General features: G+C 65.5%; 12 protein-coding genes and 1 pseudogene. 6 read left to right on the top strand and 7 right to left on the bottom strand.

The window, feature by feature from the left end:
- The first annotated feature begins 19 nt into the window (after nt 1-19).
- On the top strand, nt 20-997 hold the full coding sequence (locus tag B5D62_RS09760) for an AEC family transporter (protein WP_139373825.1): 978 nt from the start codon (nt 20-22) through the stop codon (nt 995-997).
- Between the two features lie 22 nt (nt 998-1,019).
- Nucleotides 1,020-1,877: a TauD/TfdA dioxygenase family protein gene (locus tag B5D62_RS09755; protein ID WP_085933692.1), complete on the top strand. Its 858-nt coding sequence runs from the start codon at nt 1,020-1,022 to the stop codon at nt 1,875-1,877.
- Between the two features lie 6 nt (nt 1,878-1,883).
- Here B5D62_RS09755 and B5D62_RS09750 read toward each other — a convergent pair whose 3' ends face one another.
- The 6 genes and pseudogenes from B5D62_RS09750 to B5D62_RS09720 all read right to left on the bottom strand — a co-directional run bounded on the left by B5D62_RS09750 (nt 1,884) and on the right by B5D62_RS09720 (nt 10,463).
- Nucleotides 1,884-2,915, bottom strand: coding sequence for an alpha/beta fold hydrolase (locus tag B5D62_RS09750; protein ID WP_139373824.1), 1,032 nt, complete (start codon nt 2,913-2,915; stop codon nt 1,884-1,886).
- Between the two features lie 131 nt (nt 2,916-3,046).
- Complete coding sequence (locus tag B5D62_RS09745; RefSeq protein ID WP_085933691.1) at nt 3,047-3,967, bottom strand: LysR family transcriptional regulator; 921 nt, start codon at nt 3,965-3,967, stop codon at nt 3,047-3,049.
- A gap of 66 nt (nt 3,968-4,033) precedes the next feature.
- Nucleotides 4,034-4,759 carry a sulfite exporter TauE/SafE family protein gene (locus tag B5D62_RS09740; RefSeq protein WP_085933690.1) on the bottom strand — a complete coding sequence of 242 codons (726 nt, stop codon included), beginning with the start codon at nt 4,757-4,759 and terminating at the stop codon, nt 4,034-4,036.
- A gap of 78 nt (nt 4,760-4,837) precedes the next feature.
- A pseudogene (gene metH, locus B5D62_RS09735) lies at nt 4,838-8,548 on the bottom strand (methionine synthase).
- On the bottom strand, nt 8,545-9,486 hold the full coding sequence (metF, locus tag B5D62_RS09725) for a methylenetetrahydrofolate reductase [NAD(P)H] (RefSeq protein ID WP_085933688.1): 942 nt from the start codon (nt 9,484-9,486) through the stop codon (nt 8,545-8,547). Before metF ends, metH begins: the two are co-directional and overlap by 4 nt.
- Complete coding sequence (locus B5D62_RS09720; RefSeq protein WP_085933687.1) at nt 9,486-10,463, bottom strand: ArsR/SmtB family transcription factor; 978 nt, start codon at nt 10,461-10,463, stop codon at nt 9,486-9,488. The genes metF and B5D62_RS09720 overlap by 1 nt, the downstream gene beginning before the upstream one ends.
- A gap of 211 nt (nt 10,464-10,674) precedes the next feature.
- Between B5D62_RS09720 and B5D62_RS09715 the strand changes: the two genes are divergently transcribed.
- The 4 genes from B5D62_RS09715 to B5D62_RS09700 all read left to right on the top strand — a co-directional run bounded on the left by B5D62_RS09715 (nt 10,675) and on the right by B5D62_RS09700 (nt 13,890).
- Entirely contained in the window at nt 10,675-11,484 is an 810-nt protein-coding gene (locus B5D62_RS09715; RefSeq protein WP_085933686.1) for an MlaA family lipoprotein, read from the top strand.
- A gap of 42 nt (nt 11,485-11,526) precedes the next feature.
- Nucleotides 11,527-12,147: an MlaC/ttg2D family ABC transporter substrate-binding protein gene (locus tag B5D62_RS09710; protein ID WP_170920863.1), complete on the top strand. Its 621-nt coding sequence runs from the start codon at nt 11,527-11,529 to the stop codon at nt 12,145-12,147.
- Between the two features lie 91 nt (nt 12,148-12,238).
- The gene (gene cysE / locus B5D62_RS09705; protein ID WP_085933684.1) at nt 12,239-13,048 is read left to right on the top strand and encodes a serine O-acetyltransferase; all 810 of its coding nucleotides are present in this window, start codon (nt 12,239-12,241) and stop codon (nt 13,046-13,048) included.
- A gap of 11 nt (nt 13,049-13,059) precedes the next feature.
- Nucleotides 13,060-13,890, top strand: a complete 831-nt coding sequence (locus B5D62_RS09700) for a dienelactone hydrolase family protein (protein WP_170920862.1) — start codon at nt 13,060-13,062, stop codon at nt 13,888-13,890.
- A 36-nt stretch (nt 13,891-13,926) separates the two neighbouring features.
- Here B5D62_RS09700 and B5D62_RS09695 read toward each other — a convergent pair whose 3' ends face one another.
- Nucleotides 13,927-14,886 (bottom strand): sterol desaturase family protein, encoded by a 960-nt coding sequence (locus B5D62_RS09695; protein WP_085933682.1) that lies wholly within the window; start codon nt 14,884-14,886, stop codon nt 13,927-13,929.
- Nucleotides 14,887-14,892: the final 6 nt, after the last annotated feature.

Genomic DNA, 14,892 nt, shown 5'->3' with positions numbered 1-14,892 from the left:
AGGAACTCGCGCCACGGAAGTGGCGCTTCCTCTGCGCATGAAGGCCATCCTCGAGATCATCGTGCCGGTGTTCGGCATGGTCGCGGTGGGCTGGGTGATCGGCCGTACCAGTCTCCTGCGGCCCGAAGGGCTGCGCGGCCTCACCAACGTCACCTTCTACGCTTTCTTTCCGGCTCTGCTGTTCCGCTCCATGTCGCATGTGCGGATCGACGCGCTGTCGCCGGACATCCTGATCGTCTTCTTCGGCGCCGGTCTCATCCTCTATTTCCTGATGCTGCTGCTGGCCCGCGTCCTCGGACTGCGCTTCAGCGAGCGCGCGGTGTTCGCGTTGTCGGCCACCTTCTGCAATGGCGTCGGCATCGGGATTCCCTTCGTCTCCTACGCCTTCGGCGAGAAGGGGCTGGTGCCTCTGCTGATGATCATCAGCGTCAACTCCCTCGCCATGCTGACGCTTTCCTCCTTCCTGATGGAGATCGGCGCCCAGGGAGCCGGCCAGACGCATCTGCTGCGCAAGCTCGGTGGAGCGGCCCTAGCGATGCTGAAGCATCCTGTCCTGCCGCCCATCTTTGCAGGCCTTGCCTGGTCCGAAATCACGGCCCTCGTGCCGGGGCTCGGCACGCCCGTCGTGATCGACCGCGTTCTGCAGGGCCTGGCAACCGCTGCGGCGCCCTGCGGCCTGATCATGGCCGGCGCCTCGCTTGCCCATGTCGGGCTCAAGGAGCACTGGCAGACCGCCGCCGTCACGGCCGTCTTCAAGCTTGTCGCCCTTCCGCTGATGGTATGGACAGCCGGCCGTTACCTGTTCGCCCTCGATCCGCTCTGGCTCACCGTCGCGACATTGAACGCGGCAATGCCGGCCGGCGCTAACGTGTATCTTGTGGCGCAGCTCTATCGAACGGGCGTCGGCTTGGCGACGAATGCCGTCGTCCTCTCCACCGGCGCCAGCATCGTCACCCTGTCCGTCACGCTGTTGTTGCTGGGCGTGCATCCGGGCTAGGCTTGTCGCCGGGAGGAAGCGCATGACCTACGAAACAATCGAGATGCGCAAGGTCACCGGAGGCTGTGGCGCCGAGGTCCTGGGCGTCGATCTGACCGCGTTGACCAATCGGCAATGGGACGAGGTGCGCAGTGCCTTCGTCGAGCACGGCGTCATCTTCTTTCGCAACCAGCACCTTACGCCGGAGCAGCATATCGCGTTCGCTCGGCGCTGGGCGCCCATCGACGTCAACCGCTTCTTCAAGTCTGTCCCCGGCCATCCCGAGATCGCCGAGGTGCGCAAGGAGCCGCAGGAGAAGACCAATATCGGCGGCGGCTGGCATACCGACCATAGCTACGACCCCGAGCCCGCGATGGGCTCGATCCTGCTGGCCCAGGAGTTGCCGGAGGAGGGCGGCGATACGCTGTTCGCCAACATGTATCGCGCTTTCGAGACCCTTTCGGCCGGGCTCCAGCGAACGCTTGAAGGCATGCGGGCCGTTCACGGCTCGGCCCATATCTTCGGCGCACAGGGCGTCAACGCGAAGAACCCGGAGGGCGCCGGTCGCTACGGCAATCAGCATCTGGTCGGTGACGACGTCGTGCATCCGGTCGTGATCCGGCATCCGCTGAGCGGTCGCAAGGCACTCTATGTCAATCCGGCCTTTACCCTGCGTTTCGAGAATTGGTCGGTCGAGGACAGCAGACCGCTTCTCGACCATCTCTACCGTCATGCCGCGCGGCCCGAATTTACCTGTCGCTTCCGCTGGCAGGAAGGCTCGATCGCCTTCTGGGACAATCGCGCGACCTGGCACTACGCCGCCAATGACTACCACGGCGAACGACGCCTGATGCATCGCATCACCGTTGCCGGCTGTGCGTTGGAGCCCGCCGCAGCCTGAAGCGCTTCAGGGCTCGACGAGGAAGCCCTGCAGGGCGTCCAGCAACTGGCCGCGTCCGCGCTCCGGTCGATCGAGATGCACGAAGTGCGTCGCCTCCGGCAGGGCCACGATCCTGATCGACCGGGCATGAACGGCGTCATGTGCGAAGGCTTGGACGTCCTCCGGCCGGCTCCAGAAGTCGCGCTCGGATCGCACGACCAGGATATGACCTGTGATCGTCGAGGCGTCGAACAGGCGTCGTCCGCTGGCTTGATAAAAGCTGTCCTCGATGGCGCCCATGGGCGCACGGAATGCCGGCGGTTCTGATTTTTGCGACTCGGGGTCGCTCTCCAGCGCCGCGCGTTGATAGGCGGCGGCCACGACGGGGTCGCGCCACTGGTCCTTGTCTGCCACGGGAATGGATTTGTCCCATCCCGGCAGCAGGGAGGCGGCATCGTAACGGGCATAGGCGCCGATGGTCGGACTGAGGCGATCGGGATGAGCCGGATCGCTTACCGGCGAGCCGGGGCCGAACTGGGAATGCTGGGCCGAGCCGCCGTAGAGGGCGTTGAGGGTGACCAGATGGCCGACGTCCTCCGGATGCAGCGACGCGTAATAGCCGACCCACATGCCGCCCGTCGCCCAACCCAGCAGGCAGACGGTGCGGCTGCCGGATCGCTCCTTGGCGATGCTGACGACCGCCGCGATGTCGCGCACGACGAGATAGGCGCGAGACTGGGGCGGATTGGCCTCGGGCGGCTGCTCGAAGGCGGCAGCTCGATCCGAGCCGCCATAGCCGCGAGCATCCATGACATAGACCAGACGGCCGCTCCGCTGGGCTAGATCGGCAGCGAAGGAGCCGCCTGTCACGGGCAGGTCGAAGCTCGCCAGTCCCGGCACGCGCGCGCCGTGCAGCAGGATGATCGGCTCCGCGCCATCCAGCCATGAACGCGGCCTCAGCTCGCGGACGAAGATCCGCACGCCGTCTTCCGTTGTCGCATGAAGGTCGCCCCGCACGACATCCTCGCTCGCCGCGGCACTCTGTATCGTGGCCATCATCGATCCCACCAAGGCCAGAACAATGAACGCAATTCGCACGAGATCTCTCCCGTCCAGTTCTCGGCGGCGAAGCTAGGGAGCGCCCGGACGGGCGTCCAATACCGTCTGGCTGAAGACGCGATAGATCCTTGCTATCGCCGGGGGCGGGCCGACCGATGTGCGCCGGCGCTGGTAAGAAAGGCCGCCAGCGCCGCCGAGCTGTCGTTCTTGCGCCAGGCCAGGGCGAGGCGATAGTCGATGGGCGTTCCGGGACCGCGCAGGGGCCGGAACGCCACGCGATCCCAGCCCGTGACTCCGAACAACGCCGGTACGAGAGCGACCCCGAGTTCGGCGGCAACGAGGCCGAGGATGGTTTCCATCTGCACGGCACGCTGCGCGACCTGAGGCGCGAAGCCGGCCTCGGCGCAGGCGGCGAGGATGCCGGCCTGCAGGCCGGGTCCCTCATGGCCGGGAAACAGGATCCATGGTTCGTGCGCCAGGGCCGCAAGAGGGAGCGGCTTCGCGGATTTGCTCGCCAGCGCATGCTGCTTCGGCAGCGCGGCGACCAGTTGGCTCTTCAGGACGACGTGGGTGGCGATCAGCTTGTCGGCGTTGCTCGGCAGGGGCAGCACGACGATGCCGATATCGAGGCGATCTTCCAAGAGCGCCTCCGTCTGCCGGCCGGTCGGCATCTCGGTGAGATCGAGCAGCACCTCGGGATGTGAACGGCGAAACCTGACGACCAGCTCAGGTAGAAGATGTCGTACGGCGCTGGCGACGAAGCCAATGCGCAACGAACCGGAGATGCCCTGTCCGGCGCGTCGCGTCAGGGTCTCCGCCCGTGCGGCCTGGGCCAAGGTGCGTCGGGCTTCCTCACGCAGCACGCGGCCGGCTTCGGTCAACGCGATGATCCGGTTGGTCCGCTCCAGCAGCCGGACCCCGAGCTCCTCCTCCATCTGGCGGATGGCTGACGTGAGCGGCGGTTGCGCCATGTTGAGACGCTCCGCCGCGCGACGGAAACTCATCGTCTCGGTGACGGCGAGGAATTGCTGGAGCTGGCGCAGGCTGAGCATGGCGATAGGCTTAACATATCGCAAAGAACGACTCTGCCGCCGGCGGCTATCGCAACTTTGCAAAGGTCAGCGGAACGCCTGCCAGATGAGGGTGGTGCCGGAGATCAGCATCACGCCGTCGAGCAGGCGCTGGAAGGTTGCGATATGGAGACGTTCGACCAGCAGCCGCGCGCCATAGGTGCCGGCCATCACGGACGAACCGGTGATGAGGCCTTTGGCAATGATATCGGTCGGCAAGCCACCCAAGGTCCGGAACGTGGCGGCCTTCGCGATGTAAAGCGCCAGCGAGCCGGCGGCTTCGGTGGCGATGAAGGCGCCTTTGGAGAGACCGTAGGCCGTGAAGAGCGGCACGCTGAGCGGCCCCGTGGAGACGACGACGCCCGTGAGGAACCCGATAGCCAGGCCGGCGGGCGCCAGCATCCACGGGCGGACCCGTTGGACTCGGCGGGCAAGCCAATGCCGCCCCGGAATCATCAGGAGAAAAAAGCTGCCGAGAGCAATGTCGACAATTGCAGGCGGCAAGGCGAGCATGGTACGGGCACCGAGGGCGGCTCCCGGCACGCCGCCGAGCGCATAGAAGGCCGTCGCCCGCCAGTCGATCTCCTTCCACCACGCGGTGATCTTGGCGACGTTCGACATCAGCGCCACCACCGCCATGATCGGCACCGCTGCCTTCGGTCCGAAGGCGAATACCAGCACCGGCAGCAGGATGATGGTGGCGCCGGTGCCGACGACACCGCTCACGAGGCCCGCGACAAGGCCGACAATGAGCACGAGGAGATAGGTGGCCATCGTCCGGAAGGATAGCACCGGACGCCGGCTTCCCAGGTCCGGCTAATCCACGGCCGCGACCGCTGCCGCCTGTTGCGATCAGTACCCGATGTTGGCCCGGAGGTACTTCTCCGCCTGCTCGACGGGAATGCCGCGGCGCTTGGCATAGTCCTCGACCTGGTCGCGGCCGATGCGGGCGACGCCAAAATACTGCGCATCGGGGTGAGCGAAGTAGTAGCCGGAGACCGCCGCCGTCGGCAGCATGGCGAAGCTTTCGGTCAGCGTCATCCCGGCATTCTGACCGGCATTGAGCAGCCGGAACAATTCCGGCTTCTGGCTGTGGTCGGGGCAGGCGGGGTAGCCCGGCGCCGGGCGGATGCCGCGATACTTCTCGCGAACGAGATCGTCGTTGGTGAGCGCCTCGTCGGGAGCGTAGCCCCACAGCGTCTTGCGCACGCGCTCGTGCAGGCGTTCGGCGAATGCCTCGGCGAGACGGTCCGCCAGCGCCTTCAGCAGGATCTCCGAGTAATCGTCGCTGTCGGCCTTGAAGCGGGCCAGATGCGCCTCGATGCCGTGGCCCGCCGTGACGGCGAAGCCACCGATCCAGTCGGCCTTGGGGGAGATGAAATCGGCCAGGCACATATTGGCGCGCGGCGCGCGCTTCTCGATTTGCTGCCGCAGGAAATAAAGCCGCGAGACTTCCTTGGTGAAGGTCTCGTCCTCGAACAGCACGACGTCGTCGCCCTCCCGGCGGCACGGCCAGAAAGCGACCACGCCCTTCGCCGTCAGCCACTTCTCGCGCACGATGCGCTCCAGCATCTTGCGGGCATCGGCATACAGCTTCTTGGCGCTTTGCCCGACGACCTTGTCGTCGAGAATCTCCGGATAGGTGCCGGCGAGTTCCCAGGCGCGGAAGAATGGCGTCCAGTCGATGCGCTCCACGAGTTCGTGCAACGGATATTCGGCGAAGACCCGCGTGCCCGACACGGCCGGCTTCGGCGGCGTATAGGCACTCCAGTCGATCTTGAAGGCATTGGCGCGCGCCTGTGCGAGCGGTACCAGCTTCTCCTTGCCGCCACCGGCGCGTTCGATACGGATCGCCTCGTATTCCGCCGCGACCTTGGCCGCGAAGTCCTTGGCCTGGTCGCCCGACTCCGATACCAGGGCGCTGCAGACGCCCACCGCGCGGGAGGCATCGAGGACGTGCACCGTGGGGCCATGGTAGCGCGGCGCGATGCGCAAGGCGGTATGGACCTTGGAGGTCGTGGCGCCACCGATCAGCAGCGGCACCTTGAACTCCTGCCGTGTCATTTCCTCGGCGACCGTGACCATCTCGTCGAGCGACGGCGTGATCAGGCCCGACAGTCCGATGATATCGGCCTTGTTGTCGTTGGCCGATTTCAGGATCTCCTGGAACGGCACCATGACGCCGAGATCGATGACCTCGAAGTTATTGCACTGCAGGACCACGCCGACGATGTTCTTGCCGATATCGTGGACGTCGCCCTTGACCGTCGCCATCACGATCCTGCCCTTGGCCTTGGCGCCCTCGGTCTTCTCGGCCTCGATGTAGGGGAGGAGGTGCGCGACCGCCTTCTTCATCACGCGGGCGCTCTTCACGACCTGCGGCAGGAACATCTTGCCGGCGCCGAACAAATCGCCGACCACGTTCATGCCGGCCATCAGCGGGCCTTCGATCACCTCGATCGGTCGCGCGATCTGCTGGCGCGCCTCCTCGGTGTCGGCGACGACGTACTGGTCGATGCCCTTGACCAGCGCATGCTCCAGCCGCTTCTCGACAGGCCAGCTGCGCCACTCGGCATCCTGGGTTTCGGCAGCCTCACCCGTGCCCTTGTACTTGGGCGCCAGTTCCAGAAGACGCTCGGTGGCGTCGGGCCGCCGGTTCAGGATCACGTCCTCGCAAGCGTCGCGCAGCTCCTGCGGGATCTGGTCATAGACCTCGAGCTGGCCCGCATTGACGATGCCCATGTCCATGCCGGCCTGGATGGCGTGATACAGGAACACCGAGTGCATGGCCTTGCGCACCGGCTCATTGCCGCGGAAGGCGAAGGAGAGATTTGAGACGCCGCCGGAGATCTTGGCGCCCGGGCAGCGCTTCTTGATCTCGCGCGTCGCCTCTATGAAATCGACGCCGTAGTTGTTGTGCTCCTCGATGCCCGTCGCCACGGCAAAGATGTTGGGATCGAAGATGATGTCCTCGGCCGGGAAGCCGACCTTGTTCACCAGGATATCGTAGGCGCGGCAGCAGATCTCGATCTTGCGTTCCTTGGTATCGGCCTGGCCCTTCTCGTCGAAAGCCATGACGACGACGGCGGCGCCGTAGCGGCGCACCTTGCGGGCCTGGGCGATGAAAGGCTCGATGCCTTCCTTCATGGAGATCGAATTGACGATCGGCTTGCCGGCGACGCACTTGAGGCCGGCCTCGATCACGCTCCACTTGGAGCTGTCGATCATGATCGGCACCTTGGCGATGTCCGGTTCCGAGGCGATCAGCTTCAGGAACGTGTCCATCGCCTTCTCGGCGTCGAGCAGGCCCTCGTCCATGTTGACGTCGATGATCTGCGCGCCGCTCTCGACCTGCTGGCGTGCGACCTCGATGGCGGCCGGATAGTCGCCTTCCAGGATCAGCTTCTTGAACCTCGCCGAGCCCGTGACGTTGGTGCGCTCGCCGATATTGATGAAAGTGGCTCTTTGCTCGGTCATGACGGTACTCGGAACTCAGAAGAAACTGGCGGCTTCCATGCCGGACAGGCGCAGGGCTGGCGGAAGGGCATGCCAGGTGCGTGGCTTGACGCCCTTCACGGCCTCGGCAATGGCCTTGATATGGGCCGGTGTGGTGCCGCAGCAGCCGCCGACCATGTTCAGCCAGCCGTTCTCGGCCCAGCCCCGGACAAGCTTGCCGGTCATCTCCGGCGGCTCGTCGTAGGCGCCGAGCTCGTTGGGCAGGCCGGCATTGGGATAGACGCACAGCAGGCTGTCGACCTGTGGGTTCAGGCTGTTCACGTAGGGATGCAGCTCGGTCGCGCCGAAGCTGCAGTTGAGGCCCATCGTGAGCGGCCGGGCGTGCCGCACCGAATGCCAGAAGGCCTCGACGGTCTGGCCCGAGAGATTGCGGCCGGCGAGATCGGTCAAGGTCATGGAGACCATGACGGGGATCTCCTCGTCGCGCGCCTCGCCGGCTTCGTCGACCGCGACGATCGCGGCCTTGGCGTTCAGCGTGTCGAACACCGTCTCGATCAGGATGAAGTCCACGCCGCCATCCAGCAGGCCGTCGACCTGCTCGCGATAGATGCCTTTCATCTCGTCGAAGGTGACGGCGCGATAGCCAGGGTCGTTGACGTTGGGAGAGACCGACAGCGTCTTGTTGGTCGGGCCGAGGGCGCCGGCGACGAAGCGCGGCTTGTCGGGATTCCTGGCCGTTGCCGCGTCGGCGCAGGCGCGTGTGAGTTTCGCGGCCGCCAGGTTGATCTCGCGCGCCATGCCGGCGATGCCGTAGTCGCTGAGGCTGATGGCGTTGGCGTTGAAGGTGTTGGTCGCCAGGATATCGGCGCCGGCATCGATATAGGCGTTGCAAATCTCGCTCACGACGTCGGGACGCGTGAGGTTCAGGAGATCGTTGTTGCCCTTCTGGTCGTGGTCGAAGCTGCGGCCGCCACGATAGCCGGCCTCGTCGAGCTTGTAGGTCTGGATCATCGAGCCGTAGGGGCCATCCTTCACCAGGATGCGCTCCTGGGCGATGGCTCGTAGCTGCTCGGCTCTTTCCATGCGGCTGGCAATGCGGCTGGTCATGATACTCCTCCTGCGCGCGCCGGACGCACGCCCAACAGATGGCAGATCGCGAACGTGAGATCGGCGCGATTCAAGGTGTAGAAATGGAACTGGTCGGCGCCTTCGTCGCGCAGCCGCCGGCAGAGATCGCCCGCGACGGTCGCCGCGATCATGCGTCGCGTCTCGGCGTCGTCGTCCAGCCCGTCGAACAGTTGCGCCATCCAGCTTGGGACCTTGGACCCGCACAGCCCGGCGATGCGCGCCACCGACTGGTAGTTCGACACCGGCATGATGCCCGGCACGATCGGCGCCTCGATGCCGATCGCTGCGGCACGGTCCCGGAAGCGAAGGAAATCGTCGGCTTCGAAGAAGAATTGCGTGATGCAGCGATCGGCACCGGCGTCGACCTTGCGCTTCAGATTCTCGAGATCCGCATCGGCATCCGGCGAATCGGGATGCTTCTCCGGATAGGCGGCGACGCTGATCTGGAACGGCGCGATCTTCTTCAAACCGGCGACCAGCGCCGCGGCGTTGGCATAGCCACCCGGATGAGGCGTGTACTTGCCGCCCATACCCGACGGCGGATCGCCGCGCAGCGCAACGATATGACGAATGCCGGCATCCCAGTAGGCGCGGGCCACCTCATCGATCTCGCCGCAGGTGGCGCCGACGCAGGTGAGATGGGCTGCCGGCTCGATCCCGGTTTCCGTCTTGAGGCGCACCACGGTGTCGTGCGTCCTCTGGCGGGTCGAGCCGCCGGCGCCATAGGTCACGGAAAAGAAGGTCGGGTGCAAAGGCGCCAGGCGCTTCACCGCTTCCCACAGCGAGTGCTCCATCGCCTCCGTCTTGGGCGGAAAGAACTCGAACGAGACCTTCAGGCGTTGCGGAGCACGGGCGGGGAACTCGGCCGTGCCGCCGGCAAGCGGGCTCGAACTCAGGGGCCCGGTATCGGGGCTCATCAGGAAACTCCTTGGCTGGAAAGAGCAGCGGGGTGGGGCGAAGTGCGAGCGGGGACCGTCCGCTCGCCACGCCAGATGCCGGTCATCAGGCGCCGACCGGGGAAATGGATCGGCTCGAGCGGCGTCAGGCCGGCCGTCCTGAGCCAGCCCTGGACCTGATTGTCGGCGAAGCCGAGATGGACATGCGCATGTTCGCGCTTCAGCTCGACGAGATCATGCGGCGAGAAATCGACCACCAGCACGAGACCGCCCGGCTTCACCACGCGTGCCGCTTCGGTCAGCGCGGCGGCGGGATCGTCGGCGTAGTGCAGCACGTGATGGATGGTGACGGCGTCGAAGCTCTCGGACTCGAAGGGGAGGGCGTACATGTCGCCCTGGCGGATATCGGCATTGTCGATGCCGGCGCGGGCGAGGTTGGCCCGGGCAAGCGCCAGCATCTCACGGGATTGGTCGACGCCGATCGCGCGTTCGACCTTGGGCGCAAGCACTTCGAGAAGCCGTCCCGTACCGGTGCCGATGTCGAGCAGCCGGCGCGCGCCAATCGGCAGATGATGCACGAGGGCTCGTTCGATCTCGCGATCGGCGACGTGCAGGGCCCGCAATTCGTCCCAGCGCTGCGCGTTGTCGCGGAAGAAGCGCGCGGCAGCGGTCTGGCGACGCTGTTGCAGGGCGTCCAGACGAGCCCGATCGGCGGCCAGGCGGGGATGCTTCGGATCGAGGCGACGGACGAATTCCCGCACCAATTGGGCATCGTCGCCGCTGCTGACCAACCGGAACCGGGTGAACTGCGCTTCGCGGAAGCGCTCCAGCAATCCGCCCTCGACCAGCAGTTTCAGGTGACGCGAGACGCGCGGCTGGCTCTGCCCCAGCACGTGCACGTAATCGCTGACCGTCAAATCCTCTCGCGCCGCCAGCGCCAGGATCCGCAAGCGCGTATCCTCGGCGGCGGCCCGCAGCAGGGTGAGCAGGTGATCCATAGGCTGAAGAATATAAGCATATCTTTATGTTTGCAAGATAGTGTTATCAACCAGATTGTGACTGCTTTGCCACAACTTCCGGCCGTCCCTTGCTATGCACTTCAAACTGTCTTGGCCCTATGCGAGACTGTTTCAAAGTCGCGGCACAACAAGCCGCTTAGGCGTCCAGACCCTGGGGCGAGGGTCGCAGATAGGGGCTGGATAGGAATCCATGGGCCAAGGTTTTTTGAAGGCGGCGGCTGGGCATCTTCGCCGGTCCGCAGTGTTGGCTGTCGCGGCGGCGGCGCTGGTCGGTGGCTGCGCCACCAAGGATACCGGGGCGGAGGACGTCTGGGATCCGCTCGAGACGCCCAACCGATTCATTTTCTCGATCAATCGCGCAGTCGACACCATCGCCCTGCGCCCGGTTGCGGTCCTGTACCGGGATACGGTGCCGGATCCGGCCCAGAAGGGCGTGCACAACGCCGTCACCAACCTCGGCGAACCGATCACGGCCCTAAACGAGGCCGTGCAAGGCAAGGCACACCGGGCTGCCACCACCATGGCCCGCTTCCTGATCAACAGCACCATCGGTGTGGCCGGCCTTTTCGACGTCGCCAAGTCGATGGGCCTCGAGCCGTCGAAGAACGACGCCGGCCTGACGATCGGCTATTATGCCGGCGTCGAGCCTGAGAACGGCGGCTTCTACATCATGCTGCCGTTGCTCGGGCCGTCGAATGTCCGCGATGCCGCGGGCCTTGTCGCCGACGGCTCGCTCGATCCGTTCGGCATCGCGATCTACAGCATCTGGGGAAGCACCCCTTATTGGATTTATGCCGGCAGCCGCGTTGGCGCGACCGTGGTCGATACGCGAGTTCGCACGATGTATGCGCTGGACGATCTGGAGAAGAACAGCGTCGACTACTACGCGGCGTTGCGCAGCGCCTATACGCAGCAGCGGGCTGAACAGATTCGCCAGAAGCGGTCGCCCGATGCCAAGGCTGAGCTGGAACGGCGCGACAACCTTGCGCTTGTGCGCTAGGACTTGATCTCCAAGTTTGGATCTTTGCTGGGAGAGAGAACGGTGTCGCAGTTCGCCTCACGTCGTCATGTGCTACGGCTGGCCGCCGGAGCCGCGGCCATCGCCTCAACCCTGTCCGTGCCGTTGGCAGTGCATGCTGCCGACGCGCCGGCCGCAACCTTCATCGAGAGCGTCGCCAACAGGGTGATCGAGCTCATCAAGAGCACGACGCCTGGCCCCGCTCGCGAGGCAGCCTTCAAGAAGGTCCTGGAGACGGATTTCGATCTCAACTTCATGGGACGCTCGGCCCTCGGCACGCACTGGAACGGAACCACGCCCGAGGAGCAGCAGCGCTTCCTCAAGGCGGCCGCCAGCGCGGAAGCCCATGCCTATAGCGAGCGCTTCGGCCAGTATCTCGGCCAGACGCTATCGGTCGGCCGCGTCAGCCCGCGCCCGAACGGCGTGTCCGTCGTCGACAGCAAGCTGAACCAGAGCAACGGCCAGCCCATCTCCATCCAGTGGGAGGTGCGCGACGAGGCCGGACGGCCTCGCATCACCGACGTGAAGGTGGAGGGCGTCAGCATGGTCATGACTAGACGCTCGGATTTCAATTCCTACATCCAGAATCACGGCGGCAAGGTCGACGCCTTGATCGCGGAGCTGGAATCGCGGGCCAAGCAGTGATTTGCGGCTGTAACGCGTCGGACGTAGACTAGCGATCGGGAGGCCTTTCAATCGGTCCCGTCGCGAGCCGATGGGGCGGAGGAGAGCGCCAATGGATAGCGCAGTCGTCAAGAACGCGGCCGACCGGTGGTCGGTCGATCCGGTGTGGAGCAAGATCCGTGAAGCGGCCCAGGCAGCGGCGGCGGCGGAGCCTGTTCTAGCCGGGATGCTTCATGCCACCATCCTCAGCCAGTCACGCTTCGAAGGTGCCCTCAGCTATCATCTGGCGCGCCTTGTCGGCACGACCGAGGTGCCGGCGGCTCTGATCCGGCAGATCTTCGACGAAGCCTTCAACGCCGATCCGGCCATCGGTCTCGCGGCGCGCGCCGATATCGTTGCCGTGGCCGAGCGCGATCCGGCCTGCACGTCCCATCTCGATCCGCTGCTCTGGTTCAAGGGCTATCACGCGCTGCAGACTTATCGCGCCGGCCACTGGCTCTGGAAGCAGGGACGCCGCGCGCTGGCCCATTATCTCCAGAGCCGCGCCAGCTCGCTGTTCGCCCTCGACATCCATCCCGGCGCCGTCATCGGCAAGGGGCTGTTCCTCGATCACGGCACCGGCATCGTCATCGGCGAGACCGCCGTCGTAGAGGATGGCGTGTCGATGCTGCACGGCGTGACGCTGGGCGGGACCGGCAAGGAGCGAGGCGATCGGCATCCCAAGGTTCGCCACGGCGTGCTGCTGGGGGCTGGCGCCAAGGTGCTGGGCAATATCGAGATCGGTGCCTGCGCGAAGATCGCGGCTGGCAGCGTTGTCCTCGAGGCCGTGCCGGCCGGCTGCACCGCCGCCGGCGTACCCGCACGCATCATCGGCTGCGTCGATGTGCCGGAGCCAGCGCTGGAGATGGATCAGCGGATCTAGTCGCTCTGCGCGTGCGCTGGCTTTTGCTCCTCGGTCTCGTCTGGGCTGTACCGGCATGGGCGCAGCAGACTGTCCATGTCCCGGTCGAGGAGGGAGGCCGGACGTTGAAGCTGGCCAGCCAGCTTTACCGGCCTTCCGACCATGCAAAGGCCGCGGCCGCTATCGCCATCTTTCACGGCTGTGGCGGGCCGGGGCAGAATACGGCGCGCATGGCGGCGCTGCTGCAAAGATGGGGCTACGTGGCGCTGGGCGTCGACAGCTTCTCTGCGCGCGGTCTGAAGGACGTCTGCGGCGCCCGCCATTGGCCAACGCAAGCCGACGCGGAACGGCGGGCCCACGATATCGACGCCGCGATCAAATGGCTCCGCGCGCAGAGCTTCGTCGATCCCGCGCGCATCGCCTTCATGGGCTATTCCTACGGTGGCGGTGTCGCGATGTTGCGGGCGCTCACACCACGTCTGGACGATGCGCTGCCGCCGGCGCGTGCGGCCATCCTGGTCTATCCCGATTGTGCATTGGCGGACGCGCTGGGACCGCGGCTGCGCGTGCGGCAGCCGACTCTGTTCGCGCTGGCGGCCCTCGACGACTGGACGCCTGTGTCGCAATGCCAGGCCGTGATCGATCGCGTCGCGGTCGGCCGCGACTTGATCGAGACGCGCGTTTACGACGGCGCCTATCACAGCTTCGACGCGCTGGGCCTGCCGGTCCGCTACCTGGCCGACGCCGGCAACCGTAGCAAGCCGGGCGGTTGCTGTGGTGCCCATTACGGTGCCAACGAAGCGGCCTGGAAGGCCTTCGTCACCGACGTGCGTGCCTTCCTGACGAAGCAACTTGGACAATGAGAAGGTGGCGGCAGACCGGAACCGCCTGCCCGACGTTCAGCCCGCGAGACGAGGCAGTATGGCGGCGGCGAACCGCCTGAAACCGGCGACCTGCTGGCCCAGCCAGCCCAGGTCGTTGTCGGCATCGATGGCCGGGTCTTCCACCCCCATCGGGCGGGCCTTGCGGTCGTACCGCGCGGTGCCGAACAGCATGTCCCAGAGGGGGAAGACCAGCGCATAGTTATGATCGTAAATGCGGGGCTCCGCCGGTGTTCCCAAAGCATGATGCAGCCGATGGAAGCGAGGGCCCACCAGCAGCCGGTCGCCGATCCGGCCGAAACCCAGATCGACATTGGCGTGCGACCAGCTCTCGATCAGTCGCCCGACCATGAGGATCGAGACATAGTCGCCAGGCTGCACGCCGACCGATTGCGAGAAGATCACCAGCACCAGGGTCACCAGCAGGCTGTCCAGCACGTGGTTGCGATCGTCGGTCCAGGCCGTCACCTCGCGCTGGCTGTGATGCAGGCTGTGCAGCGCCCACCACCACGAGAAGCCGTGCTGGGCACGATGGATCCAGTAGGCCGCGAAGTCGTACAGCGCGAAATAGATCAGGAACGTGACCAGCGGATGGTCGTGCAGCCACGGCATCAGGCTCTCGATTCGCGGCGGCGCGATGCCCAGACCGCGCATCTGCAACTCGATCTCGTTGGTGATCGGATAGGCGATCACGAACACGACGAGGGGAACGACGCCAAGCTTGCTGAGTACCGTGTAGACGCGATCGACGGCCGGCAGACGCCTGTTCTTCACGTTCTCCATCGGCCGGCGCTTCTCGAGCGGTCGCATGAGGAGCGCGATGACCAGGATCTGCACTACGCCCAGCATGAAGAATTCGACCGCATCGAAGGCGTCGTCGAACCACTCCATCAGGTTGAAATGGAACAGGACCGGGCTGACGAAAGTCTCGAACAGCCAGGTCTGGGTGCCGATCCAGGCGTCGAGCAGCCAATGCATCGGATC

Source organism: Enhydrobacter aerosaccus (assembly GCF_900167455.1).
Classification (GTDB): Bacteria; Pseudomonadota; Alphaproteobacteria; order Reyranellales; family Reyranellaceae; genus Reyranella; species Reyranella aerosaccus.
This window is presented reverse-complemented; position numbering and strand designations above follow the sequence as displayed.